Genomic DNA, 26,665 nt, shown 5'->3' with positions numbered 1-26,665 from the left:
CACAATAATCGAATCAGATGCACATCTGAATTCGCGACTTGAATATACTATCAAATATCATTCTATAATGCAAGCTTTATTTTACAAAAAAAACTTTAAATGTGAGGACTAAAATTGTCAATAATTGCCAAGCCGCCTATTTAATCAAAAAATGTAAATCTGCATCATCGGAAGATGACCGAATCAAACCAGATTACAGCTAAGGGATGTCCTTACCTATTGTAAAAATCAAATCTCATCCACCATATATGTTTCTTCAGCATTATCAGCTATTTTGTCAGCAGCAGCCTGAGCTTCCCTTGAGACTCTGTTCCCGCCGGTTATCTTATCTATCGCCTCAGGAATCATTTCCAGAATCTTTGTCATCGCATCCTGATTCTTGATATTAATGAGCTTTGTATTGCCACCCTGTAATATAAGAACAGCTGTAGGTGTGATCTTTGAGCTCAATGCACCAGCACCGCCTTCTCCCTCTTTAGTCTCTTTAGGCTTTACAAATCCTCCTGCTCCCATGCCACAGCTGACTTCAATAAGCGGGATCAATGTTGCATCGCCAACCTTAACGGGCTCGCCCACAACTGTCTTTGAATTTACAAAACCATCCATACCCTGGAAAAGAGTATCCAAAATATTCTGTACATTATTATTGTTATTTTCAGCCATCATTATCCCCCTTGAAATGGTTTGCGACTACCAGTCGGATTTTTTTATTTAACAAAAGTTCAACAATCGAAACCAAAAGATGAATCAGCCTGATATGTCCTTTAAAATACATATCGCCCTTCATGACAGGTCTGTCAAATACCGGTTCAATTTGGAAATTCCTTCCATATACCGGATGCAGAATACTAAGATACATCATGACCTGCCCCACATTTGCAGGATCGTCGGAACCATATGCAAAATGTCCTTTCAGCACTCTGAATTTATAGTGTTTTATGAGATATCGGACATTTTTGACAAGAAGCTTAACTGCCTTTTGATTTTCCGGATCGTTAATCTGTTCTCTAATTATGTTTATCTTCTTAACAACATCCTTTATTCTACCAAGAAATGCTGTAAATTGCTCTTTTATTTTCTCTAAAAGTGTTTTTTCTATTATATGTCTGTTATTGGACTTTTTGCTATCTGGTGCCTGCTCAGGGCTTTGCTCCGAAGTGCCGTCAGGTTCTTTCTCCTGATCAGGTTCAATATCATCCGACGATTCTTCGATGTCTTCTGCGATTTGATCCTCGTCCGAACCTGTTTCTTCTGCCTTTTCTAAAACACTGTCTGCCTGGTCGCTTCCTTCCCGGCAAGTTTCTAAATTCTCCGGCTCTATTTTCGAGATATCTGATTGCACCGCTTCCATCCGGAGTTCCGTTTTTTCCATTGACTCCGTTTCTCTCAGAATTTCTGTTTCCTCCCGAGCTTCATCCTCCGGGGAATCTGTCTCTTCCAAATCCTCTTCTCTCAAATCTTCTGATCCCTCCTGAGGTTCATCCTCTTCCGGAGATTTCATGAGAGTTATCCAAAACAGCTTCAAAAGCAGCTCTAACCCGTTATCCGTGTACACAGCCTTAAAGCGTAGTATTTTCATAAGCCAGTCAGCTCTGAAAACAATACGGTAATCTGTAAGTTCTTCACCTTTATAGCCATCGGAGGCATATCTGATGGGAACAAACAGAACAACTGCCAAAAGCAGTAGGATCAGCAACAAAAAAAGGAGGAGTATGCCGCCTATGACTTTTAATATCGTCAGGACAATCATCAATTCCTCCTTGTATAATGGTTTAGTTTAAATATCTTTTCTGGCCAGTATCATCTTTGTGACACAATCCACTGCATCTTTGTACCCATAACCTATGCCAAGTATCTCGACATTTTCTGTATCAAGCTTTGGATTTAAAAACATAGCCTGATTATATATCTCATACAGGTTAGGGCTTTGGGCTTCAATTATAACATATGCTCCGGGTTGAAAATGTTTCTTTCGGAGGTTATCCAGTATATATTTCTTATGCTCCGCAGCATGTCTGCCCCAAAACATATTTTTTGAAAAGATCATAATAAACCTCTCCCAAAGCCGTAAGCCGCTGAAATACACGACTCAAAGATAAAACCTATAACTTTCATTAATAAACGTGGAGTATCACTGTTTATAGATGACATACAGATTTGCATCTTATCAGCTTTACATTCCGCCTTCTGTGATAACCCGAATGTTTTTCACCATATAATCCACCAAAGATACTATAGTCAGGATCAAAGCAATGGCTGCAAATATATTTGTGATTACTTCCAATTCCGAAATATTTATAATCAGAAGGATTACGGTAAACATCTGAAATACCGTTTTGAATTTTCCCCACCAGGAAGCTGCTATGACGATTCCGTTGTCGGCAGCTACCAGTCTGAAGCCCGAAATAATGAACTCCCTGGCTATAATGATGATGACATACCAGGCAGGAAGCTGATCAAGCTCAATAAGACATATCAGGGCAGAACACACCAACAGCTTATCCGCCAATGGATCCATAAACTTTCCAAAATCAGTAACCAGATTCTGACGGCGTGCTATCTGTCCATCCAGAAAATCCGTGAATGAAGCAAGACAAAACACTACCAAAGCTGCTATACGCATATTCTGATCAGTGCCCTCTTCAAAAAGAAGCAGAAACACAAAAACCGGAATCATTACAACACGAAGTAAAGTCAGTTTATTTGGTAAATTCATCAGATACGCTCCCCAATCAAATCATAACCGTCTGAATCAATAATGCGGCAGTCGATCATATCACCGGAAACTTTATTGTTGTAATCTCCTGCATCAACAAAAACAAGGCTGTCAATGTCAGGATTATCCATGTATGAACGGGTAAGATACATATTGTTGTCAGGATCGTAGCCCACGATGATAACCCTAAGCTCCCGGCCAATCTGTTCTCTTGCCTTTTCAAAAGCGATACCCTGTTGAAGCTTCATTATTTCGTCCTGACGCTGAAGCTTAATCTTCTGTGGAATCTGCGGTTTCATTTCTGCCGCAGCTGTTCCTTCCTCACGGGAATATGGAAATACACCTAGTCTGTCAAAGCGCATTTCCTTTACAAAATCCTTCAGGATGGTAAAGTCTTCTTCCGTTTCTCCCGGGAATCCCGTAATAAGAGTGGTTCTCAGGACTATATCCGGTATAGCATTACGGAGTGATGCTATCTTCCCCTTAAGCTCAGCCTGTCTTGTCTTTCTGTGCATGTTCTCAAGAATATGATCCGAGGCATGCTGTATAGGTATATCAAGATAATGAACAACCTTTTTATTATCACGGATGGCAGCGATAAGTTCATCATCGATTTCTTCCGGATAGCAATAGAGAATACGTATCCACTCGATACCCTCTATCTCTGACAGCTTTTCCAGAAGTTCGGGAAGAGCCTTCTTATGGTAAATATCCTTTCCATATAAGGTTGTTTCCTGAGCCACAAGGATAAGTTCCTTAGTTCCTCTTTCTGCAAGCATCTTAGCTTCTTCTACAAGATGCTCCATGGGAACAGAACGATAATGGCCTCTTAATGAAGGAATGATACAATAAGTACAATACTTATCACAGCCTTCGGCAATCTTCAGGTATGAGGTGTAATTGTCAGCATTATCAACACGGGCAAGCTGAACATCAAGCTTGTCCACGTAGTCACTTATACCCATGACCTCATCAACCTCAGGCAGTTCCTTCCTGATCTGGTCTTTATAGCGCTCAACTAAACAGCCGGCGACTATGATTTTCTTAAGATTCGCCGACTGCTTATATTCACCCATTTCAATAATGGTATTTATACTCTCTTCCTTTGCATCTCCGATGAAAGAACAGGTATTTATGATAGCGATATCAGCCTCTGCAGGATCATCGGTTATCTCTGATCCGGGATACTTCTCAAGCAGATTACTGAGCATCTTTTCACTATCAACCCGGTTTTTATCACAACCGAGAGATATCATATGTATCTTCATACTTATGCTTCGCTGTCTGAATTATAGTCATCTTCTGATGAAGCTGAAGGTGAATTGTCAATTATCTCAGATGTACCATCATCTTCCTCATCATACTCTTCCGTTGCAAAATCAAAACGCTTTTCAACAGCATTGGTTCTGATCTCGTCCTCTACCTCAGTTCCACGCTTGATGGTTATGGCATTCTTTGCAAGCTCCTCTACCGCAATTGAGAGTGGCTTTCTGCTGGGATCTACAGGGAGAACAGGCTCCGCACCATCGATCAGCTGTCTTGCACGCTTTGCGCTTGCGATAACAACAGAATATCTGCTTTCTACAAGTTTATCGGTGTCATCCTGAATGGCATTGGTATTGTTAGCTGCATCGATCAGGTCATTATATGTTTGCTGTGACATCTTCTATCCTCCTAAGATCTTTTCTCACACTTTCAATGATATCAATATGCTGAGCCGCTCTTTCGTGCTGAGCACGAATGAGATTATGCAATTTTTCGGTGCATGTGTCAATATCATCATTTATTAAAATATAATCATAGGCTTCTACGCCTTCAGACTCTTGAACAGCTCTCTCTAGTCGCTTTTTCACAACCTCCGGAGCTTCTGTCCCTCTTCCTATAAGACGGCTCTTCAACTCTTCTCCGGAAGGAGTTGTGATAAAGACAAGTACCGCATCCGGGAACTTCTCCTTGATCTTGAGAGCGCCCTGGATTTCTATCTCCAGAAGCACATCCTTTCCCGCATCTAGCTGAGACCAAACAAACTCTTTCGGAGTGCCATAGTAGTTATCTACATACTGTGCGTACTCCACGAGTTCATCGTTTTTGATCATTTCTTCAAACTCTTCCTTTGTTTTGAAGAAATACTCACGTCCGTCAAGCTCTCCTTCTCTCGGCTTACGTGTGGTACAGGAAATTGATAAAGCGTAGTTATCATACTTGGCAAGCAGGTTCTTCATAAGAGTGCCTTTGCCCGCACCGGAAAAGCCCGATACAACAACCAGTGATCCTTTATTCATTTAAATCTCCATTCCGCCGCTTTCAGTAAGCGGCACAAACAGCGATGAAAAGTATCTTTCACACCATATTTCTCTCTGTATACCTGCAAACGCATTCATCTGATCGTAATGAATGAAATCAACCTGCGTTTACCGGTCATACCATGAATATAGTGGAAATCATTTTCGTTAACAGGTATAAATCATGATTTAACTGAATCACTCCAGATTCTGAATCTGCTCTCTTATCTTTTCTATAAGAGTTTTGAGTCCGATAGCATCATCTGAAATAATAAGATCATTTGCCTTGCTGAGGGTTGTATTGGCCTCCCGGTTCATCTCCTGTGCCAGGAAATCAAGTTCTCTTCCCACAGAGCCGCCTTTTTCGAGCTTCTCCCTCATATTCTTAATATGACTGTGGAGACGTACCCTCTCCTCATCGGTACAGGTCTTGTCTGAATACATGGTGACTTCCTGCACTATGCGGGATTCATCGATTCCTGCAGATCCCAGCAACTCTTCCACCTTTGTACGAAGCTTTTGTTCAAATGCTGCAGCAATCTCAGGTGATCTCTCATCGATTCTTTCGACGATAGCTTCCATTTCATCGAGCTTCCCAAGAAGATCAACTTTAAGATTTTCACCTTCCCGAACTCTGGTATCAACAAAATCAGATAATGCTTTACGTAATGCAGGATTAAGTCTGTTCCAAAGCTCATCATCATTTTCAGATTCCTCAGAGATAACAAGAACATCCGGCAGATTGGCAATGTTCGTTACTTTAACATTATCATCCACACCCAGTTCGCTGCTTATCTTACGAATGGCCTCAAGATACTCTCTGGCCAGATCCATATTGAGGCGTAAAGATTTTGAACCTTCCGAAAACTCTTCATAAGTAACGAAAAGATCAACCTTTCCACGGGAAATATACTCCTTGATAGTATTACGGATATCAGCTTCAAGAGCATTGAACTTTTTCGGCATCTTGATGTTAAGATCAAGAAAACGGGAATTAACCGACTTAACTTCAACTGACAAACGATAAATATCATTGGATATCTCACATCTGCCAAATCCGGTCATACTTTTTAAATCCATAACATACCCCTTTGATCACATATAATATTTTTTGATATGTCGGAAATTGGTGCCCCTGTCTGCGGCTTGTCTTTTCCGAACATTTGTTATAAATTATAGTCTACCTGTAAAAATAAGTAAAGTTAAAGAAATCATGGAAGGAAGGTTAGTTCAATGGCATACGATGGCCTGGTTGTATCTGCAACCGTTAAGGAGTTTCGGGAAACTTTAATCGGCGGTAAAATTTCCAAAATCACACAGCCTGAAAAAGATGAGATTGACTTAACTATCAGAAATCAGAAGGATAATTATCGTTTAAAGATCTCTGTAAATCCATCTCTTCCACTATGTATACTTACAGAAGAAAAGAAGCTGTCTCCCATGGCTGTACCAACATTTTGTATGGCCCTCAGGAAACACATAGGAAACGGTGCCATCCTTAATGTTATCCAGCCCGACCAGACTCTGGATAAAGACGGGCTTGAAAGAGTTATCATTTTTGAGATTGAACATCTGGACGAAATGGGGGATTTAGGAAAACGTTACCTGTCCGTTGAATTGATGGGGAAATATTCAAATCTCATACTCTTCAGAGAGGACCGGACAATCATTGATTCCGTAAAACGTATTTCCGTTTCACAATCCTCTGTCAGGGAAGTATTGCCTAACAGACCATATTTCATACCGGATTCAGGAGATAAAAAGAATCCCTTGGAACTTGATAAGGAAACATTTGCAGCTCTTATAAAGAACACTCCGGAGCCCGCCTTCAAGGCTCTGTTCCATGGCATAACAGGTCTAAGTCCTCTTACTGCTTCAGAGATCTGTCACGTGAGCCGTGTGGATCCGGATCTTTCAGCCAATTGTCTGGATCCTGATGCATTGGAAAGACTTTACAATGCTTTTTATAGCATAATCAGGGAAACCGTTTCTCTTTCCAAACCGGATCCTGTGATCATTTACAAAGACGGAGTACCCTCAGACTTTTCGGCTTTCAATCTTTCCATATATGCGGAGGATACCAAGTACGAAGTGCGTCACTTCTCATCTATGAGCGAAGTCATCACTCAGTTCTACAGTGAAAAGGATAAAAGTTCGCGTATGCGCCAAAGGTCCACTGATCTCAGAAAAGTGGTTAATACTCTTATGGAACGTACCTCAAAGAAGCTTAATATCCAGGAAAAGCAGCTTAAAGATACTGAGGGAATGGATAAATTCCGTGTATACGGAGAACTCCTTCACACTTATGGCTATTCCCTAGCGGGCGGCGAGGATCATTTGACCTGTGAGAATTTCTATACAAATGAAGAGATCACAATACCTCTCAAAAAGGATCTTACAGCGTCCGAGAACGCAAAGCATTACCTTGAAAAGTACGACAAGCTTAAACGAACCAAGGAGAATGTTACCGTTCAGCTCAGAGAAACCAGGCTTGAGCTTGAGCATCTGGAGTCCATACAGACATCCCTCGATATAGCCGAAAGCGAAGAGGATCTTCAGGATATCAGAAGGGAAATGAGCGATTATGGTTTCATCCATAAGGTTCAGGGAAAAGAAAAAGCCAAGCTTCAGCGCAAATCAAAACCCTATCACTTTGTTTCTGAAGACGGCTATGAGATATTTGTGGGTAAGAACAATTACCAGAACGAAGATGTCACTTTCAAAATAGGTGACGGCGGAGACCTCTGGTTTCATGCAAAAAATGTTGCCGGCTCCCATGTTATCGTAAAAACCGGCGGGCAGAACATGGAGGAGATTCCCGACAGACTGTTCATCGAAGCCGCAGGACTGGCAGCCTACTACTCTTCTCACCGTAACGACCAAAAGGTCGAAGTAGACTATACCATTAGGAAGAATCTCAAGAAGGTGCCTAATGCTGCCCCCGGATTCGTAATCTACCACCAGAACTGGTCCGTTACCGTTGAACCTAAAAATATGACGGAGAACTGAACTGCATAAACTTCAATAGAATTCCACCGGGTAGAATTCCACCCGGTGGAATTCTGACTGAGAACTAAAAAAATCCCCGCGCATCGGAATAACCCGATGCGCGGGGATATATTTTTATAGATGATTACTGAACGCTGTCGTCGTTCTCCTCTTCCCAGTTGGTGTAAACATTCTGAACATCCTCAGATGCATCAAGAAGATCAAGAGTTCTGCGAAGTCCCTTCACTGCCTCAGGGTCAGTTACTGATACGTAGTTCTGAGGAACCATAACTACATCAGCCTCAGCCATAGGGATACCCTGCTTCTCGATATTGGCACGAACCTCATCAAAATCTGCAGGAGCTGTGTATATTACATAAGAATCTTCCTCATCCTGGATATCTTCAGCACCAGCTTCGATAGCCATATCCATAAGAGTATCAAAATCCTTATCAAGATCATCCATAGCTTCCTTATCAAGGATGATCTGTCCCTTCTCATCAAACATGAAGGAAACTGCGCCCTGTGTTGCAAGAGATCCTTTTCCCTTTGTGAAAGCGGAACGAATATCTGCAGCTGCACGGTTCTTGTTATCTGTAAGTACCTTTACGATAAGAGCAACACCGTTAGGACCATAGCCCTCGTACTGAAGCTCTTCAAAGTTATCTGCCTCCATGGATCCGGCAGCCTTCTTGATACCATTATTGATAGTATCGTTAGGCATGTTATTTGCCTTAGCCTTTGCGATAACAGCTGCAAGCTTAGAGTTGTTGGAAGGGTCAGGACCGCCGGCTTTAACAGCAAGCGCAATCTCATGGCCGATCATAGTGAAAATTTTGCCCTTAGCAGCATCATTCTTTTCTTTCTTTGCTCTAATATTAGAAAATTTTGAATGTCCTGACATATCTTTCTCCTCATATCATAAATAACTAAATTCTCGGTCTCCGGAGTATATTTCACTCCCGAAGCGGACTTTTTATAAATCAAACTCTAGTACTATAACGTAAAATACAAATAGAATCAAGAGGGATATGAGTCATGGTAAATCAGATTCTTACTTGGCTCATAATCTGTTTTTAGAGATATGAGTCATGATGAATCGTATTCTTCCTTGACTCACATCTGTTTTTTGAAGATATGGGGCATGGATAATCGGACTTAACATTGACTTATAATCCTTTTTGGGAAATATGGGTCATACAAAATCAGACTTGACATTGACTCATAATCCTCATTGGGGAGATATGGGTCATAGAGAATCGGACGCTTATTTGACCCATATTTAGTAATTGTGATTTTGAGTCAATTACTTACTATAAGGTAATTGACTCAAAAACCCGGATTAGAATATGTGGTCATTCGTAATCCAATAATTATTATCCTGTAAAGGGGTCTGTCTTACACCCTTACAATGTCACTCCGTTCTGATTCCGTCCAATACAGTTCCGAGTTTATCTGCGGTATCCCGGGCAAGGACTCCGTTTACTCCAAAGGTTTTGGCCGCTTCTCTTCCGGCTTCGGCATGGATGAGTACTGCGGCAACTGTGGCTCTGTATGCGATTTCCATCGGATTCAGAGCTATCTCAAGAGATACAGATGGTCTCATCAAGGCGTATAAGCCTGCAATGGCTCCGCTCAGAACATCTCCCGAACCGCCTTTACTGAGAGCAGGACTTGCTTTCGTATTTTTAAACATGGCTTCATGTTGTGCATCACATATCAAGGTTTGTGAACCTTTCATGACTGTTATCAGACCAAACTCTCCGGAAACAGTCTCTGCATAGTATTCCGGGTTTTTAACCACTTCCGATATTTCACACTCTGCCAACCGGCTCATCTCCATGGGATGCGGGGTGATAACCACCGGGATTTCTTCCGCCACGGACTTCAATTTATCTTTGAGATGAGGCATTGAACTTATGATGTTGAGGCCATCTGCATCTATTATAAGAAGCGGATGCTTTTCTTCTGCCTTGTCACCCCATTTATCAGACACAGCGTTTAATATCTCTTCCACCATATCTTTGCTGAGATCGGTCGTTCCCATACCGGGTCCCAGCACCATAACATCCGCCCAGACTGCATTCCTCTCAGATATTTCCTGAAGATCCGTTTCCTCATCATAGCCTTCGAAAATGGCTTCCGGCAGCAGTGTCTGAAGGATCAGACGATTATCCTTATGTGTGAGAAACTTGACAAGTCCGGCTCCGGTCCGGTAAGCAGCCAAAGCCGAAAGATAGGCTGCTCCGCTCATCCCTTTGCTTCCTGCAACTATAAGAACTTTCCCATAGGTGCCTTTGTTACTGTCCTCAAGTCTTTTCGGAATATAGGCATAAAACTTTGAAGCATCTGTCACTATCTGCATGGTCTCTCCTTTTTGACCCATACCACGTACTTAAATCCAGCAGATTCGTACTTTGGCAGTCAATGATTCTGACCCAAAAGGGTCATGACTTCAACAAAATTGTTTAGTGTAAATGAAAGATATGAATATACTATACAGGATGTCTCACCCTTCCATTACTGCAAATGCCGACACCAGATCTTTTGTGTCGGTTATAGATAAATGTATGGTTTTTCCGCCAAGCTCTTCGAATTTCTTTTGTGCATTACCGTGTAGAACAGCATAAGGTTTTCCTTTTTCATCCCTTAGGATTTCAATCTCAGAAGGCCTGATTCCCGCAGTAAACCCTGTACCGAAGCACTTGACTATACATTCCTTACATGCAAAATCGCCGGCAAGCATCGAATCTTTGTCAGATGCCTGCCGACGCTCGTCTTCGGAAAAAATACGTTCTACAGTTTTGTTTCTTCTTGTATTTTTTATACGACTGATCTCGATAAGATCAGTTCCGATTCCTATGATCATAACTGAATCCTATCAATCGTTTAATCTTCAAGAGCCTCGCCCATACGATAGCTGAGTCTCATAAGTGACTCTGAAAGATGAACATTCTCAATAACAATATTATCAGGAACATCAAGGTCTACATGGGCAAAATTCCAGATTCCCACAATTCCTGCATCTATAAGCTGCTCAACAACTTTAATTGCCGGCCCCTTAGGGATACACACTGCAGCCATTTTGATATCATTCTCTTTGATGACACTTTCAAGCTTGTCCATGGACTGGATCTGAATCTCTCCTACCATATTGCCGATAATGCTTGGATCCTTATCGAAAATGGCCTTAACGATAAATCCTCTCTTACGGAAATTTGTATAGTTGGCAAGAGCCTGTCCGAGATGTCCGGCACCGACGATGATCATTTCATGTTCATTGTCAATGTTTAAAATCTTGGCTATCTCATCATGGAGATTCTTGATGTTATATCCATAACCCTGCTGTCCGAAACCTCCAAAGTTGTTCAGATCCTGTCTGATCTGAGAAGCAGTGAGCTTCATACGCTTACTGAGCTCACTTGAAGAAATACGCTCAATGCCCTGATCCATAAGATCCTCAAGATAACGATAATACCTCGGAAGTCTCTGGATGACTGCCTGTGAAATATCTTTTTTAGCCATAATAACCCTCAATAATTACTTAAAGATTTTTATTGTCAATGCGGTCTTTCGAACAAGTAATAATCACCTATTTCCCTTTAGACCCTTTGAAAAATATTATACATTTTTGTTAATATTATGTCAAAAAGAAGTTGTAGAATTCTTAACAAGCCATAGAAACCATACGAATTCTTTTGATCCGCACAAAGCCTTATGACTCTCACAATTATAATCCCGGGCAGATATAAAAAGACTGATCGGACATCATATCCGATCAGTCTCGTATTATCATACTATAAATATATCCACCAGGAAGCTTTCTCTGTTTTAGATCTTCGGTGTTCTCTTAAGTATTGCGTGTCTTTCAGGACCGTTGGAAACCATGGTGATCGGTGTTTCAATCTGCTTCTCGATGAAATCGATATAGTCCTTGCACTCCTTAGGAAGATCCTCATAATCAGTGATACCGCGGATATCACAGTTCCATCCCGGAAGCGTTTCATAAACAGGCTTTGCCTTATGAAGGAGCGGTGTTACAGGGAAATCTGTAGTCACCTTTCCGTCTATCTCATAACCTGTACAAACCTTAAGCTCCTTAAGATAGCCAAGTACATCAAGTACTGTAAGGACAGCCTCGGTTGCGCTCTGGAGCTGACAGCCGTACTTTGAAGCAACTGCATCATACCAGCCTACTCTTCTTGGACGGCCTGTAGTTGCACCGTACTCGCCCTTGTCTCCGCCTCTCTTACGAAGCTCCTCTGCCTCATCTCCGAAAAGCTCGGAAACGAAGTCACCTGCACCTACCGCTGAAGAATAAGCCTTTGTAACAGCAATTATATCTTTAATCTCATATGGAGGAATACCTGCACCAACTGCACCGTAAGCTGCAAGTGTTGAGCTTGAAGTAACCATCGGATAGATACCGTGATCCGGATCCTTCATGGTTCCAAGTTGACCCTCCAGAAGAACAGTCTTACCTGCCTTAAGAGCCTCTCTCAGGAACTTTGAAGTATCTGTTACATAAGGTGCGATGAGGTCTCTCTGCTTGTGCATCTCTGCAAGAAGATCCTCATATACAAGCTCAGGTGCATGATAAAGCTCACGGAGTGTAGCATTCTTCATCTCAACAACCTTATGAAGTCTGTCAGTGAGAACCTCTTCATCGAAAAGCTCATTTACCTGAAGACCGATCTTTGCAAACTTGTCAGAGAAGAAAGGAGCGATGCCGGACTTTGTGGAACCGTAGCTCTTTCCTGCAAGTCTTGCCTCTTCAAGGCTGTCAAAAAGTACATGATAGGGCATCATAACCTGTGCGCGATCAGAAACAAGTATCTTAGGTGTGGGAACTCCTGCGTCAACTATTGACTTAAGCTCGGAAACGAACTTTGTAATGTCTAATGCCACGCCATTGCCAAGTACTGATGTTGTGTGATCATAGAACACACCGCTTGGAAGAAGGTGAAGAGAAAAACGGCCATAGTTGTTAATGATGGTATGACCTGCATTTGCACCGCCCTGAAAACGTACAACGATGTCAGAAGACTCTGCAAGCATGTCAGTAATCTTGCCTTTTCCTTCGTCTCCCCAGTTTGCACCTACGATTGCTCGAACCATAAAAATCCTCCTAAAGGGATAGTATCCACATGGACACTACTGATGCTTCTCACCTTTTTGACACATACCAACAACATAAAATGAAATCGGGCGGCTGAACCGCTGTGAGAGATTCGTGACCGAAGCATCAAAAATATTATTTTTTAGTCAAACCCGTGAACCAGATGAAAATATATATAACCGTTGGTATCACGATCAGACAAAACAGAACCGCCAGGATATACTCTTTTTTCGCGCCCGTGAAGGCGAAAAACAAAAGCATCACAAGCAATATGACAATTAAAACCAATGCCAAAACGGCAAGTATCCGTTTTAATGACATAACTGCACCTCCCGGCTCTGCGCTTTCAGCACAGACAAAAAAATTATATAAATAAACCTCATATATTTCAAGGTTAATGTTAAACGCAATCGTTATGTCTGTTATTCAAATAAAGGCGCCCCGCAACATGGCGGAACACCTTTATGGTTAAATATTTTTTCTCATCGGTCATATTCAGAAAGAATTTCACAGAACCGGTCGAAATAAACGCGGCTCTCGAATTTCTGGATGAAGGAAATGCTTATTTCATTTCCTTCATTTCCGATCATCACAAGCAGCGGAACCGGAGAAGCATTCTCGCTCTCTATTGATTCAACGATATCCGGGTTTTTCTGGCCGTTGCCGATCATGTTTGTTACGGCAAAAGTGGTATTAATGATGGAACCTATCAGCATTTTGTCTTCGGAAGCATCAAGTTTCCCGTCAATCATCAGCCTGAATTTCATGAGCTGCCACTTTAAAACTTCCGGGGTTAAAGCTTCGGTCAGCTGTTGGAAGCCGTCTTCACCCGGGAAGAATACTGCCAGACCCATACTCATATTTTTGAGAGAATCCTCATGTTTCATGATGGATCTAAGGTTTACAGAGGTACGGCATCCAATCTTTTCAGCCTCAGGATGAATATCCTTAATGGCCTTTGCAATCATGTCAGCAACCACAACCGTGGCACCGCCTCCGACAGAGGAAAGCTCTTTTGACTGCTCTTCTGAAAGAGCCGGCAGCTTATCGAGCTTAATCTTGACGGTATAATGATACCTTTTTCCGGTGTCCTTCTCTTTCTCATCGGGTGCCTCAGGGAATCTGTAGGCTCCGACAACGTTCTTATAAACCTCAGGCACTTCTTTACCGTACACTGAATAATCTTCACTGAAGATTTCATAATAATGTCCGGGAGTATATACTTCTTCCTTCTGAAGATCAGGCGCCTTTCCATCCAGCAGTTCCTGATAGGTGCCCAGGAACAGCTGCAGGAATAAATGCATACCAAAGCCATCAGTAAAAGAATGAGGAATTTTTACAAGAAGTTTCTTACCATCGGCAATAACTCTTATCCGGTCTTCTCTGTCAACAGGCATTTCCGGCGTATAAACTTTCGGTCCCTCCACATCTCTGACATAATACAGCCTTCCGTTCTCCGCCTCCAGATGCTGATGATAAAACGGATAGTTTCTGTACACTGTAAAAAGCGCTTTTTCGAGAAGCGGAATATCCGACTCCTTCTTCAGCATGATAACCGTATCAGAGGTAACATTATTCACGAAGGCACCATAAAAAGCTCCTCCGGAAATATTCTCATCACGGTAACCTTCCGCCATCCTTTCAGAATAATCCGCTGATTCTCCATCCTCTTTTTTCTTTGCATTTTCCGCAAGAAGCTCCGGAGTTCTGTAGCTGTAAACAGCATTAACATCAAGGTCATATCTGTCACATAGCTGCACAAGGCGGATAGCTAAGACAGAATCACCGCCTATCATAAAGAAATCATCATCCCTTCCCACCGCCGGAATATCCAGAAGCCTTGCAAATATCTCGCAAAAATACTTCTCACCCTCACTAACAGGAGGTTTATTCTTACTGATATATCTTGAAGCATCAGGGCTTTTCAACTCTTTTTTTGCAATCTTTCCATTGATGTTTAAAGGAAATGCTTTCAAAGGTATAAAATATGAAGGCATCATGTAGGACGGTAAAGCATTCAAAAGCTTTTCCCTGTCGAATTCCAGATCACCTTCGGTAAATATACCAAGCCGCTTTGCTTCATCCTCCAGATAATAAACGCAGATAAACTGGTGATGGTTTTCGTCAAAGCCTTTTGCAACCACCTTTTCAAGACCCGTAATTCTTTGAACCTGAGCCTCAATCTCCGCAGGTTCTATACGGTTTCCGTTAATCTTGAACATATCGTCCTTTCTGCCGCACAGATAATATATGCCGTTTTCATCTCGGCGGCAGAGATCTCCGGAGTGAAAGATCCCATTGACAAAAGCCTGAGCTGTTTTTTCCGGTAAATGAATGTACCCCCTCACATATTCATTCCTGTAACACAGCTCTCCCATCCCAGGTCCATTGATGATTTTCCCATCATCATCAATGATCCTAAGATCAAGCCCTTCTACAACAGGTTTTCCTGCAGGAGCTACGTCATAAGCCTTATCAAGAATGGTGGTCAGGATGGGGAATCCCGACTCAGACATACCGTAGAAGTTGCAGATCTGAGGTTTCCCGCCTTCATAATACAACCCATTGGCCGGTTCGCTGCCCGTATTGATAAGCTTAAGGCTTGGAGCGGGATCCTTATATATCCTTATATAGGATGGCGGGATATACACCTCCTCAAGCTCGTTTTCTTCGATGAATCTGCAAAACTCAGGCTGATTCCTGAGAAGTTCCCCTGATACCATATAAAAAGTCCTTCCCCTAAGGGAATAGGAGATTATGAAACACACGCAGGCAACGAAGCTTGTGGGCGGCACCAGACCATGACGTGTCTCAGGATACGGAATGTCAGTGTCCACATAGGATCCCATCTGATCAAGGTTTCCGTATTCATGAAGTACACCCTTTGGATTTCCTGTGGAGCCTGAAGTATATATGGCATAAGCTGCATCATGAACATCTGTCTCTTCATATCCGGAAAGAGGCTCGCAGGAATACATGATCTCATTAAAGAGCTCCATATCAAGAATAAGCTTTGCATCTGTATCCTTACATATATACTCTACTCTTTCTGGGGGATACCCCGGTTCGTTCATGACATAAGCGGCACCGGCTTTCCATACTCCGATCATGCAGCTTATGAAATGACAGTTCTTTGGCATGATGATATATACAAAATCTTCTTTTCCGATATTATGTTCCTTGAGATAGCGGTATATGCGGGCAGATTCAATATCCATTTCACCGTAGGTGATGGTCTCATCTCCGTCAACACATGCAGCTCTTTCAGGGATAGTCTCAAACACTCTTGACAAAAGATCAAGATATCTCTTCATCTCTATTCCTCCGTAATGATCATATTGCTAAACCCTCACAAGTAAATTGTTATAACTCATGGTATTCATGAATGTTACATCCGAAGCAGATCCAAAAACCATTCTTATGCCGAAATTGGAAACTTTATCATCTTTGCCCGAATAGAGATCATAATATTCCTTAGGGTTGAAATGCACACCATTATCCCTGAAACGAAGTTTGAAACCTTCCTCGGTAAACATAAGTTTTATGGACAATAACGGATCCTTCTCTTTTTCATATGCATAGGAAATGATATTCTTACCCATCTCTTCAATGCAGAGAGAAACCAGCATTTTCTGGCGCTTGCTGCCTCCATGCTTATTTACAAATTCAGCCGCATCTGATGAAAAAACGCACAGATCCTCCACTGACAAAGAAGTATCTTCCATCATATTTTCTTTGGCTATGCCGAAACTGTCAGGCTTAAGTATCCAGGCATCCGGCATAAATGGATTCTTATGAGATATGGTGCATATGATCACCATGAGAAATACAAGATTAAAAAACATTACAACAACGAAGTTGTACCATAGTGACTCAAGGCCGAGGAAACAAGGTACAACGTATGCATAAACCGCCGTACACAAAGCCATAAATATGAGAATCATATTTCCGAGACCGTGTCTCTTTATACCTCTCAGATATCCGATGTAACTTTCAGAAATGCATCTGAATAAGATATGTATGGTGAATATCCTCAGGCCATGCTTGGCAAGGCTTAGTATATTTTTATCAAGTGTAAAGATTCTTGCCGAAAGATCTCCGGAAAAACATATCACTGCCAAAAGGGCCAGGGATATGATAACGGATTTCTTCAGCATGATTATAAGTATCTCCTTGAGACCTTCCCTGTCTTCCTCGCCATTGATGATTCCGGTAACCATGGCAGACAACTCACACATTCCTGAGGGGAAGCATATGAGTAGTTCTCCCACCTGGGATACCACGGTAAATATAGACACATATCTTTCCGAACCGAATTTCAGAAATGCTGCATTGATGGCTGCGGTCGACAAGGCGATACACAGATTCCGAATAAGGGCAGGCAAACCGTCATGCATTATTTCCCCGATCCTGGAAAGACGTACACTTTTAATTGAATACTTCACGGTATGATTGCCGGAAGACATCCTGACAAGGACAAATGCTGCAGAGATCCAATAACTCAGTGTTGTCGCCATGGCCATTCCAAACACACCGCCGTGAAATACAAACAGGTTCGCAAGATCGAAAACAATATCCAGTAAAAATGCGGTAAGCACCGCGATTATGCTGGTCTTATTATCACCCTCTATCTGAAGCATACCCGGAAAAACCATGATAACCGAAAGAGCCGGCATAACCAGAACATATCCACACATATATCCTCTGGTCTGTTCAAACAGTACGGAGTCACGCTGCAAACCCAGCATCATACATACTACTGGTGAAAAAATGAGTACCAGTGTTGTAAATATAAGGGAAATGCCTACAGATACGGTTACAGTTGTAGAAAAAAAACTGTTCATTTCATCTATATTGCATTTTCCCGATTCATTACTGCATATATTGGCATTACCTGCTGCCATGATGCTGGAAAGTCCTGCCACCACCAAAACCACAGGGGTAACCATTCCTTCCGCAGCGATAGCCTGCTCTCCCAGGAAATGTCCTGCGAGAGCAGTATCAATTATGGAACAAATGGTGATAACCAACTGACTTGCGATCATGGAAGGCAGCATCCGGGATATGAAATCCGAAATAAATGACCTTTTCCTATTCATTTAAATACTCTCTTTCGTCAGATAGGATACTGCTTCACAGAAAAGATCATACAGTCTATTCATACTTTCCTGATCATAATGCGCCTTTGAGTATCTCTCAACAAATAACAGATCTTTCATTTTTAAACTATCAACAATACTAATGCCACACATACTGTCAGTTGCGTCGCCATTAATCGTACCAAGCTGTATCTCTTCCTCAATGAGTTGTTCAAAAACACCGATATCATCTACATCCTTCTGGTAGATAAAGCGCATAAGCCTGTTTTCAGCATCAATAAAACCTTTAAAGTAAGGGTAGGAAATATGAGAATCAATGAACCTTACCTGCTCCTCGACAGAGGCCTTTAAACTCTCAGGTGTTGAATCCTTATCCCTGACGAGTACTATAGGAAAATATTCTGCATAGAGACCTATGGAATTCATCCTGTGAATATCATTTCTTGCTTCACTGGCGAACCTTACAAGCGCGCGATCTGTTTCATTATAATTACAAACCGCAAGCGCACAGGCAGTTATAAATGAAACATTCCCACTCATTGCCGACCTGTCGAGGGGGAGGGGTTTCATGTTTAAAGCTCCCTTAAAACTATCATTTTCATGATCAGTTCTTAAACACAGATCACTTTCCTTAAATGAACCTAACTTCTCAAATAATGCCTTACTGTACGCCTCAGCCTCCTTGTATTCTTCCGTAGAGGAATCTTTTGATTTCTTCATAAGATAATAATAAAAATCAGGTTCAAGTACTGCATCAGGGTCACTGTAACACTCATAAATCTGATCCAATAAAACCTTGAATGAGAAACCATCACTTATAGTATGATGCATTTCAATGTAAAAGAACGAACCCTTCTCCGTACATATTATGCGAGACCTCCAGAGCGGGCTATCAAACATCTTAAATGGCTGTATAAGGCTGTCTTTAATAGCTTCAAATTCAGCAGAAGACATTTTTTCAATGGAAACCTCTTTAAAGATACTCTCGTCATATACCTGTCTGTACTCTCCGCTGCCATCAACTCGTATTATCTTCGTGAAAAATACAGGATGCTGCTTCAGCACTTTATTAAGGGCATTCGCAAAGGCATCTGTATCGATATCCCCCTTTAGTCTGAATAACTCCGCATCATTACCGTATAGCGAATCAGGGGATTCCAGCTGAATGTCAAGGTGCAGCTTCATTCCAATGGTAAGAGGCAATGCTTCCTTCATGGCAGCTTCATTTTCCTCTGCAATAGCATCATTGTCAGCTATTCCTTCACAGTAAGCAGCTAAAGCTTTCGGTGTACGATATTTATAAATCGTTGCATTATTAATACCCGGATGGCTGCACTCCATAATAAGTCGTATGGATGTGATGGAGCTTCCGCCTATCTCAAAGAAGTCATCATTTACACCGACTCTCTCAAGACCGATGCAAAGCGCATACTTCTCACAAAGCAGCTTCTCCATATCTGTGGAAGGTGCTTCATAATTATCTTCATTGTCTGTTCCGGGCTCAGGCAATGCCTTCTTATCTATCTTTCCGTTTGCGGTGAGAGGCATCTGATCAAGCTGTATGAATACCTGAGGTACCATGTACTCTGTAAGCTTTGATGCCAGGTGTTTTCTCAAAGAATCTATGTCTACGGTCTCATCTGCTGTGAAATAGGCCGCAAGATAATCTGTTTTCTGCTTTATAACCACAACGATACTTGAACGCACTGAAGGATAGGAATTGATAACACTCTCTATCTCTCCAAGCTCGACTCTTAATCCTCTAAGCTTCACCTGATTATCCATACGTCCATGGAATTCAATGTTTCCGTCCTTACGTATGCGTACAAGATCTCCGCTTCTGTATGCCCGCTTTCCGAGCATTTCAATGAAGCATTTTTCATTAAGGTCTTCCCGACCGATATAGCCGCGGCCTACGCCTTCACCCATAATCACCATTTCACCAAGAGCACCCAGTGGCTGGAGCTTCTGATTTCTGTCCATAGTGCAGATAGAGACATTGGCATTTGGTATGCCTATGGTGATATCCTGAGAGCTCCTGATGACCTGCATGGTACAGCTGATTGTGGCCTCAGTGGGACCGTAGCCGTTCATGATATAAATGTCAGGATTTACGGCACTCAGTTTATCGTAAAGTGCTGCCGGGAATGCTTCGGCGCCTAAGTCGATACTTTTAACGTTCTTTATTGCTTTTTGGAAATCCTCCGCAAGCTTTCCCATATCAAGCAGGTTCATAAGATAGCTGGGAGTGCATGACATAAGATCAACACCGTTCTTTAGCATAAGATCCGCCAGAGCCTGAGGATTCATGATCTCTTCACGGGTGGCAAGAACAGATGTCAGACCATTGGCTAACGGTATAAATTCCTCCATTATGGAAACATCAAAGGTAAGTGCTGCTATGGCAAGACTCACATGTCCTCTTCTTGTATACCCAATCGTCTCATGATTCTTTTCGTTGTCATCAACAAAATTCACAATGTTTTTGTTCATGAGCATAACACCCTTGGGCTTTCCTGTGGAACCGGAGGTGTAGATAACGTATGCAAGAGACTCCGGTGACACAGAGACATTAATATCCGATCTGTCACCCTCCTTTACGGCATCGTAAACATTGATGACGGTAATGCCTGATGCAGCAAGCTTATCAAAGAGTTCCTTTCTCTTTTCCAGAACCTCACCTGTCGTTACAAGAAGCTTTGCCTTGGAATCCTCAAGAATATAGCCGATTCTGTCTTCCGGATACTCCGGGTCTATGGGCATAAAAGCACCGCCGCTCTTAAGGGCACCCTGTCTCATGACATAGGCATAACTGTTCCTTTCAGCAAGAACCGCAATTATGGTGTCAGGCTTTGCGCCAAGGTTTTGCAAGTAGTGTCCAAGAGCATTTGCCTCACCGTTAAGTTCCTTATAAGTGAGACTACGATCTGTGGCAACCATAGCCACTCTCTCAGGATACTTTTCTGCAGTGTCCTGAAGAAGACGGTATGCAGGTCTTTCAACAACGGGATATGAGGAATCATAAAGAGATGCTATGGTGTCTTTATCCTTTTCTGTTACAAGGGTAATGTCATAAAGCTTTTCCTTACAAAGCATCTCTCCTGCTACATGGTCAAGGAGACCCATCAAACCATTTACCGTATACTCACTGTATTGTGAGGAATCGTAACAGCCTTTATAAACTATTTTTCCATCAGTTGAAGCAACGGAAATTCCAAGAATAGCTTTGTTATTTACCTTTTCTTCAGCCCTCTTGATGTTTAAAACGTCTTCCGAAAAAGATAAGGTATAAGCATTTGATATCGGGTTTTCGGCTATCACAGGCTTCCCATCACCTTCAGAAGGAGTCGAACCGGAATTCTCGTCTCTGAAGCTAAAAAGAATCTGCCCCTTTACATCATAGGTTTCTCCTAAATCAAAGAAATCATATATTTCATTCTCCAAAGCACTTGTGAGAAAACTGTTACAACGCTTAACGAACTCTTCAACACTAAGCTTATCATCATATGACAAACATACCGGTACTGTCTTACCCGACATGGATCCACAATCCTCAGAACCGGCTTCTCCCGATAAATCAAAGTTTGATGTGAATATAACCTGCTCAGATGCTGTATAAGCATTTAATGCTATGCCGAAGGCCGCACTTAAGAAAGCATTCTCTGAAACCGAATGCTCTTCACAATATTTTTTCACAGCAACGTAATCCGTTTCTCCACACAATTTTTCACAGACAATATTTGCTGCATTTTTTGAACCATCTTTGACAGGTAAAGTATCACCGCTGCATCCTTTAAAAAAACTGTCATACCAGGCTTTGGCTTTTTCACGTTTATCATTGTCTGAGCTATTGATCGTTTCTGATTTATTGTTTATTCCCATATTATCTATCCTAATCTCTTATTTGATTATTTTTTAACTCCGGTGCTGAATTTATATGCTCTCTTGAACTTTCCATGATTGAATGCATTAACCACTGTCCAGCCGTGGCACTGACCTGAACACATGAAGCTGTTGCATCTCGAAAGAACAAAAAGAGCATAGAAGTAATTGACAGTATTATCTTCAAGTATCTCTTCATACTGTTCCGGAGAATTTTCCTCTTTTTCCAGATCACTGATCAGAGATACATCCACAAAATCAGAAACTCTGTGACGTACCTGTGCTATCGTGATCAGCATGGAACCAAACTCTTTTCGCATTGTATCCAGAATGTCTGCATCCTCTGTTGCAAGAACTATTCTGTCATAGCCATCTTCCCTGATCCAGTCCTTTATCATCGGGATCATCTCCTCAGGAGTTGCCATCTTTCGGGTACCCGACATATTCGAAACAATATAATCCGTTCCTCTGATCAATACACCAAGGCTGTTATGTCCCGCCATTAATGCCTGTGTGTACTCTTCCATTTCATTTCTGAAGTTCTCATTCAGAATACTATCATCAATCTCTACTGAATTTCCGGAACACGCATACAGATCTACGATAGTAATAACCTCCCCGATATATACGGTGTTTTCATGAGAGCTGTCTGCAGGTATCGGTGAAAAACCAAAATATTTTTCCAACAGGGTATTGGGGTATCGTGTACAGTTTTCTTTTAGAAATACTTCCCATCCATAGGTCAGGAAAAACTGCTTCATTTCATAGTAATAGGACAAAATACCGCCTATTCCGACATTGGGCGCAATCGAAACTTCTACATAGCGGATATCTTTCAAAGGAACATCTGTGAACGACTGCTTGTAAAATATGGAATGAAACAGTGTAATAGGACAAAGCCTATGATAGTGACCCTGAAAAGCTCCTGTCACAAACTGATCAACTATTTTTAAATAATCATTATTATCCTCACTTCCCTCCGGGAACTGATCCGTGATTACAATCCTGTCAGATTCCGGCAGAAAGTTTTTTATCATACTATTATTTTTAAAATACAAAAGCATATCAGTATGCTTAAGCGCAAGTTTGGCTGTTACAACAGTATACTCATCTATCGTATCGTAGAGAATGGCCTTGTGATCATGCAGTAAGGAAAGATCCAGAGTTTCCGTATCATTTTCATCGTATTTTGCATAATCAGGGTATATATGATCCACCTTTTTCATCTTACGCAACTGCTCCGGGATGAAGTCATCATTTTTAATATAATCAAGCACATAATCTCCATATGGTGCCCCGGAAACAACCATTAGTTTTTCTCCTGAATTCTGTGCATCGTGAAATACATTTTCCGAATGCGCTACTTTTGCAAAATCCGAATCAGACTTTTCGATTGTTCTTATTCTATACATATGAATCTCCATTCCGCCGTTTTGAATCGACGGCACAAATAGTAATGAAAAGCATTTTCACATTACAAAATAATCTTGATAATGTGTGTATTTATAAAGGCCATGCTTCAAAAAGCTCCGGAATCTCTGCGATATCCTGCTGTTTCAGGTTGTTTACATATTCCATGATAACTTCCCTTTTGGCAGTAATCTGCTGTGGTGTCAGTTCCTTGCCTCTGATGTTAAGATTGATAAAACGAACAAACAAAACATTGTTGTAAATAGACATCAGCTTTAAGCATTTTTCTTTTCTATCTTCCGACATTCCCTCGAAATACTTATCAACGAAGCAATCGAAACACTTTGTGGCTTCTTCTCTGGTCATACGGAATATCTTACTGAAGAATGGATCATATGGTGCCTCGGGAGGAAGGTCAAATATTACCTTTATCTGATCCGGCTTAGTGGGACAAATTTTATAAACCGGAATAAGCTGCGTTGCATCCCATACAGGATGTCCATATCCCAGATCATCCATGTCTATCAGGATAAACTCATCTCCCTGCTCAATCACGTTGCATCCCTGGAAATCACCGTGAACCGCAGAATATCTTTCCGGTACAGCCTCAATAAACTGTTTTACCAATGCAATGTCTTCCTTGCTGATAAGAACTTCCAAACCTTCAAGGTCAACAATAAGTCTTTGCTCATATTTTTTTAGTTCGCCCGGCTTCATTTCTGCAGCTGCAAGCTTTTTCAAAACAGCCACCATGCGTTCTGCATAAAAAGGAATCATTTCCGGATTATCATGCATTTTCTTAGCTATCTCATTATTTGCCACACGCTCTGTAATAAAGCCAATTCCGTCTTTGGTAGTAACAACCTCAAACGGTAATATCGTTGGGATTCCCTGTACGATAGCAGCTCTTATATTATGGATAATTCTTTCCAGAATTTCCCTTGACAGGTTACGATGAAAGACTTTGACAACCTGTTCATCATTCAGACGATATACTGTTCCACTGACTCCCCTTCCCAAAGGTTCGAGTCCTTCGATATCCACAAAACGTAAAGCCTTGTTAATAGTGAACATCTCCGTAAATCCCGTCGCATTAAATATTTCATATACATCATGAGCAACATCATCAATCACTATGGGTAAGCTCACTTTTTTTGAAAATTTTAGTATGACCCTTAGCCCGGCCGAAGAAATATACTTCATGCCCTTAGCATCCAGGACGATTTTTTGTACTCCATCCGGAATCTGAATATTCAGGAGTTCCTCCTCAAATGCAGGAGCGGAATTACTGTCCACCTTGTCAGGCAGTTCAATCTTAATGGTATCGTTTGTAACATTTGTATTCATATTTTACCTCCAAAATAATAATCAAAACTTTACACTGCTTTTTCCATGCTTCTTAGAAACCGTCCCATGATTTCTGACACAAATTCAGTTGAAAAATTGTCATACAATCTATTTTACACCATTTAAATTATATCATTTATAAATAATTTTTATGAGATTTAAGGTATTTAATTTTTTTGTTATGATTTTTTGAAAAAAAATTCAGCCATGGCAAGAAGGCTTAAACCAAATCTTATCCACGGCTGAATTTATACTTTATGATATTTTACTGTTTGTTTTTTATACCTTGATTTCAGCTGTAAGTCCCAGAACTTCTTTGTTCTCTTCAAGTATCGGATTTACAACTTCGTTAATGTAGTCCTCTGTCTGCTTTGGTGAGCGACCTACATAGCGCTCAGGCTGCATGCTTGCCTCAAGGTCTTCGAGTGAAAGGTGGAAGCTTGGATCAGCAGCAATAAGTTCAAGAAGGTTGTTGTCCTTGCCTTCTTCTTTGACTGTCTTTCCTGCCTCCATGCTGAGCTGCCTGATCTTCTCATGAAGCTCCTGACGGTCTCCTCCTGCCTTAACTGCATCCATCATGATATTCTCTGTGGCCATGAAAGGAAGCTCGGCCATAAGGTGCTTACGGATAACCTTGGGATAAACCACAAGACCGTCCACAACATTTAAATAAAGATCAAGGATTCCATCGATAGCCAGGAAGCCCTCAGGTACTGAAAGACGCTTGTTTGCAGAGTCATCAAGTGTACGCTCAAACCACTGTGTGCTGGACACAAGCATTGGATTCATCACATCTGACATAACATAGTCAGCGAGAGATGCGATACGCTCTGAACGCATAGGATTACGCTTGTAAGCCATGGCACTTGAACCGATCTGATGCTTCTCGAAAGGCTCCTCAATCTCCTTCATATGCTGAAGCATACGGATATCGTTTGTGAACTTGTGAGCTGACTGTGCAATACCTGCAAGAATGCTTAAAACGCGGAAATCCACCTTACGGCTGTAGGTCTGGCCCGAAACCGGATAGCATGACTTGAATCCCATCTTCTCAGCTATCTTCTGATCCAGCTCACGGCACTTTGCATGGTCGCCGTCGAAAAGCTCAAGGAAGGAAGCCTGGGTTCCTGTTGTTCCCTTGGAACCAAGTAATTTGAGAGAATCGAGAACATAATCCAGATCCTGAAGATCCATAACGAGATCATTGATCCAGAGAGTAGAACGTTTGCCGACTGTGGTTGGCTGTGCCGGCTGAAAATGTGTATATGCAAGAGTCGGGAGATCCTTGTGCTTCATGGCGAACTTGCTGAGCTCGTTAATGCAGTTGATAAGCTTCTTACGAACAAGCTCGAGACCCTGACGCATGATGATGATATCGGTATTGTCACCAACATAGCAGGAAGTAGCACCGAGATGAATTATTCCCTTTGCTGTCGGGCACTGAACACCGTAAGCATAAACGTGGCTCATTACGTCGTGGCGAACCTCCTTCTCACGGGCTTCGGCAACTTCGTAGTTGATGTCATCCTGATGTGCCTTAAGTTCATCAATCTGCTCTTTGGTAATGTTAAGACCCAGCTCATGCTCAGTCTCTGCAAGAGCTATCCAGAGCTTTCTCCATGTACGGAACTTATTGTCCTGTGAGAAAATGTACTGCATCTCCTCCGAAGCGTAACGACCTGTCAGTGGGCTGGTGTAACGATTGTGTTCTGCCATCTTGATCTCCTTTTAATAAATCATAAATGAATGATGATTCGGATTATAAATAAACCCGCAACATTTTAAAATATATACTATTTTTTTCCGGCTGTCGAATCCATAT

20 protein-coding genes are annotated in these 26,665 nt (G+C 41.7%); 1 reads left to right on the top strand and 19 read right to left on the bottom strand.

Annotated features, from left to right (window positions below; translation table 11 throughout):
• Positions 1-228: 228 nt before the first annotated feature.
• The 8 genes from BLV86_RS03370 to BLV86_RS03335 all read right to left on the bottom strand — a co-directional run bounded on the left by BLV86_RS03370 (position 229) and on the right by BLV86_RS03335 (position 6,078).
• Positions 229-663 (bottom strand): GerW family sporulation protein, encoded by a 435-nt coding sequence (locus BLV86_RS03370; protein WP_242873222.1) that lies wholly within the window; start codon positions 661-663, stop codon positions 229-231.
• The gene (locus BLV86_RS03365; RefSeq protein WP_090815120.1) at positions 656-1,750 is read right to left on the bottom strand and encodes a hypothetical protein; all 1,095 of its coding nucleotides are present in this window, start codon (positions 1,748-1,750) and stop codon (positions 656-658) included. The genes BLV86_RS03370 and BLV86_RS03365 overlap by 8 nt, the downstream gene beginning before the upstream one ends.
• Before the next feature lie 27 nt (positions 1,751-1,777).
• The gene (locus tag BLV86_RS03360) at positions 1,778-2,047 is read right to left on the bottom strand and encodes a hypothetical protein (protein WP_031547386.1); all 270 of its coding nucleotides are present in this window, start codon (positions 2,045-2,047) and stop codon (positions 1,778-1,780) included.
• Between the two features lie 126 nt (positions 2,048-2,173).
• A complete protein-coding gene (pgsA, locus tag BLV86_RS03355; protein ID WP_031547388.1) occupies positions 2,174-2,716 on the bottom strand; it encodes a CDP-diacylglycerol--glycerol-3-phosphate 3-phosphatidyltransferase in 543 nt (180 codons plus the stop codon).
• On the bottom strand, positions 2,716-3,984 hold the full coding sequence (rimO, locus tag BLV86_RS03350) for a 30S ribosomal protein S12 methylthiotransferase RimO (RefSeq protein ID WP_090815119.1): 1,269 nt from the start codon (positions 3,982-3,984) through the stop codon (positions 2,716-2,718). Before rimO ends, pgsA begins: the two co-directional genes overlap by 1 nt.
• 2 nt (positions 3,985-3,986) lie before the next feature.
• The gene (gene rpoZ, locus BLV86_RS03345) at positions 3,987-4,379 is read right to left on the bottom strand and encodes a DNA-directed RNA polymerase subunit omega (protein ID WP_031547392.1); all 393 of its coding nucleotides are present in this window, start codon (positions 4,377-4,379) and stop codon (positions 3,987-3,989) included.
• Positions 4,360-4,998, bottom strand: coding sequence for a guanylate kinase (gmk, locus tag BLV86_RS03340; RefSeq protein ID WP_090815118.1), 639 nt, complete (start codon positions 4,996-4,998; stop codon positions 4,360-4,362). The genes rpoZ and gmk overlap by 20 nt, the downstream gene beginning before the upstream one ends.
• A 198-nt stretch (positions 4,999-5,196) precedes the next feature.
• Complete coding sequence (locus BLV86_RS03335; protein ID WP_031547396.1) at positions 5,197-6,078, bottom strand: YicC/YloC family endoribonuclease; 882 nt, start codon at positions 6,076-6,078, stop codon at positions 5,197-5,199.
• A 153-nt stretch (positions 6,079-6,231) separates the two neighbouring features.
• On the opposite strand from BLV86_RS03335, the gene BLV86_RS03330 reads away from it, so the two are divergent.
• Positions 6,232-8,007: an Rqc2 family fibronectin-binding protein gene (locus BLV86_RS03330; protein WP_090815117.1), complete on the top strand. Its 1,776-nt coding sequence runs from the start codon at positions 6,232-6,234 to the stop codon at positions 8,005-8,007.
• Positions 8,008-8,131: 124 nt separating this feature from the next.
• On the opposite strand, the gene BLV86_RS03325 is transcribed toward BLV86_RS03330, so the two are convergent.
• From BLV86_RS03325 to purB, 11 genes are all read right to left on the bottom strand, one after another.
• A complete protein-coding gene (locus tag BLV86_RS03325; protein ID WP_090815116.1) occupies positions 8,132-8,890 on the bottom strand; it encodes a YebC/PmpR family DNA-binding transcriptional regulator in 759 nt (252 codons plus the stop codon).
• A 510-nt stretch (positions 8,891-9,400) separates the two neighbouring features.
• Positions 9,401-10,351, bottom strand: a complete 951-nt coding sequence (locus BLV86_RS03320) for an NAD(P)H-hydrate dehydratase (protein WP_175456430.1) — start codon at positions 10,349-10,351, stop codon at positions 9,401-9,403.
• 144 nt (positions 10,352-10,495) lie between these two features.
• Positions 10,496-10,855 carry a holo-ACP synthase gene (gene acpS, locus BLV86_RS03315; RefSeq protein WP_031547403.1) on the bottom strand — a complete coding sequence of 120 codons (360 nt, stop codon included), beginning with the start codon at positions 10,853-10,855 and terminating at the stop codon, positions 10,496-10,498.
• Between the two features lie 20 nt (positions 10,856-10,875).
• Positions 10,876-11,511 carry a redox-sensing transcriptional repressor Rex gene (locus tag BLV86_RS03310; protein WP_090815114.1) on the bottom strand — a complete coding sequence of 212 codons (636 nt, stop codon included), beginning with the start codon at positions 11,509-11,511 and terminating at the stop codon, positions 10,876-10,878.
• A 306-nt stretch (positions 11,512-11,817) separates the two neighbouring features.
• Positions 11,818-13,104 (bottom strand): adenylosuccinate synthase, encoded by a 1,287-nt coding sequence (locus tag BLV86_RS03305; protein WP_031547407.1) that lies wholly within the window; start codon positions 13,102-13,104, stop codon positions 11,818-11,820.
• Between the two features lie 483 nt (positions 13,105-13,587).
• A complete protein-coding gene (locus BLV86_RS03295) occupies positions 13,588-16,419 on the bottom strand; it encodes an AMP-binding protein (protein ID WP_090815113.1) in 2,832 nt (943 codons plus the stop codon).
• Between the two features lie 27 nt (positions 16,420-16,446).
• Positions 16,447-18,204 (bottom strand): MATE family efflux transporter, encoded by a 1,758-nt coding sequence (locus BLV86_RS03290; RefSeq protein ID WP_090815112.1) that lies wholly within the window; start codon positions 18,202-18,204, stop codon positions 16,447-16,449.
• Positions 18,205-22,086 carry an amino acid adenylation domain-containing protein gene (locus BLV86_RS03285; protein WP_090815111.1) on the bottom strand — a complete coding sequence of 1,294 codons (3,882 nt, stop codon included), beginning with the start codon at positions 22,084-22,086 and terminating at the stop codon, positions 18,205-18,207.
• Positions 22,087-22,112: 26 nt separating this feature from the next.
• Positions 22,113-23,498, bottom strand: a complete 1,386-nt coding sequence (locus tag BLV86_RS03280) for a hypothetical protein (RefSeq protein ID WP_090815110.1) — start codon at positions 23,496-23,498, stop codon at positions 22,113-22,115.
• A 91-nt stretch (positions 23,499-23,589) separates the two neighbouring features.
• Positions 23,590-24,843 carry an STAS domain-containing protein gene (locus tag BLV86_RS03275; protein WP_090815109.1) on the bottom strand — a complete coding sequence of 418 codons (1,254 nt, stop codon included), beginning with the start codon at positions 24,841-24,843 and terminating at the stop codon, positions 23,590-23,592.
• Positions 24,844-25,122: 279 nt separating this feature from the next.
• Positions 25,123-26,559, bottom strand: coding sequence for an adenylosuccinate lyase (purB, locus tag BLV86_RS03270; protein ID WP_031547428.1), 1,437 nt, complete (start codon positions 26,557-26,559; stop codon positions 25,123-25,125).
• Positions 26,560-26,665 lie beyond the last annotated feature (106 nt).

Source organism: Oribacterium sp. KHPX15 (assembly GCF_900107835.1).
Lineage (GTDB): Bacteria > Bacillota > Clostridia > Lachnospirales > Lachnospiraceae > Oribacterium.
This window is presented reverse-complemented; position numbering and strand designations above follow the sequence as displayed.

Bases quoted from the DNA above. Each gene is read 5' to 3' on its own strand.
- BLV86_RS03370 (WP_242873222.1), bottom strand. From the start codon at position 663: ATGGCTGAAAATAACAATAATAATGTACAGAATATTTTGGATACTCTT.
- BLV86_RS03365 (WP_090815120.1), bottom strand. From the start codon at position 1,750: ATGATTGTCCTGACGATATTAAAAGTCATAGGCGGCATACTCCTCCTT.
- BLV86_RS03360 (WP_031547386.1), bottom strand. From the start codon at position 2,047: ATGATCTTTTCAAAAAATATGTTTTGGGGCAGACATGCTGCGGAGCAT.
- pgsA (WP_031547388.1), bottom strand. From the start codon at position 2,716: ATGAATTTACCAAATAAACTGACTTTACTTCGTGTTGTAATGATTCCG.
- rimO (WP_090815119.1), bottom strand. From the start codon at position 3,984: ATGAAGATACATATGATATCTCTCGGTTGTGATAAAAACCGGGTTGAT.
- rpoZ (WP_031547392.1), bottom strand. From the start codon at position 4,379: ATGTCACAGCAAACATATAATGACCTGATCGATGCAGCTAACAATACC.
- gmk (WP_090815118.1), bottom strand. From the start codon at position 4,998: ATGAATAAAGGATCACTGGTTGTTGTATCGGGCTTTTCCGGTGCGGGC.
- BLV86_RS03335 (WP_031547396.1), bottom strand. From the start codon at position 6,078: ATGGATTTAAAAAGTATGACCGGATTTGGCAGATGTGAGATATCCAAT.
- BLV86_RS03330 (WP_090815117.1), top strand. From the start codon at position 6,232: ATGGCATACGATGGCCTGGTTGTATCTGCAACCGTTAAGGAGTTTCGG.
- BLV86_RS03325 (WP_090815116.1), bottom strand. From the start codon at position 8,890: ATGTCAGGACATTCAAAATTTTCTAATATTAGAGCAAAGAAAGAAAAG.
- BLV86_RS03320 (WP_175456430.1), bottom strand. From the start codon at position 10,351: ATGCAGATAGTGACAGATGCTTCAAAGTTTTATGCCTATATTCCGAAA.
- acpS (WP_031547403.1), bottom strand. From the start codon at position 10,855: ATGATCATAGGAATCGGAACTGATCTTATCGAGATCAGTCGTATAAAA.
- BLV86_RS03310 (WP_090815114.1), bottom strand. From the start codon at position 11,511: ATGGCTAAAAAAGATATTTCACAGGCAGTCATCCAGAGACTTCCGAGG.
- BLV86_RS03305 (WP_031547407.1), bottom strand. From the start codon at position 13,104: ATGGTTCGAGCAATCGTAGGTGCAAACTGGGGAGACGAAGGAAAAGGC.
- BLV86_RS03295 (WP_090815113.1), bottom strand. From the start codon at position 16,419: ATGAAGAGATATCTTGATCTTTTGTCAAGAGTGTTTGAGACTATCCCT.
- BLV86_RS03290 (WP_090815112.1), bottom strand. From the start codon at position 18,204: ATGAATAGGAAAAGGTCATTTATTTCGGATTTCATATCCCGGATGCTG.
- BLV86_RS03285 (WP_090815111.1), bottom strand. From the start codon at position 22,086: ATGGGAATAAACAATAAATCAGAAACGATCAATAGCTCAGACAATGAT.
- BLV86_RS03280 (WP_090815110.1), bottom strand. From the start codon at position 23,498: ATGTATAGAATAAGAACAATCGAAAAGTCTGATTCGGATTTTGCAAAA.
- BLV86_RS03275 (WP_090815109.1), bottom strand. From the start codon at position 24,843: ATGAATACAAATGTTACAAACGATACCATTAAGATTGAACTGCCTGAC.
- purB (WP_031547428.1), bottom strand. From the start codon at position 26,559: ATGGCAGAACACAATCGTTACACCAGCCCACTGACAGGTCGTTACGCT.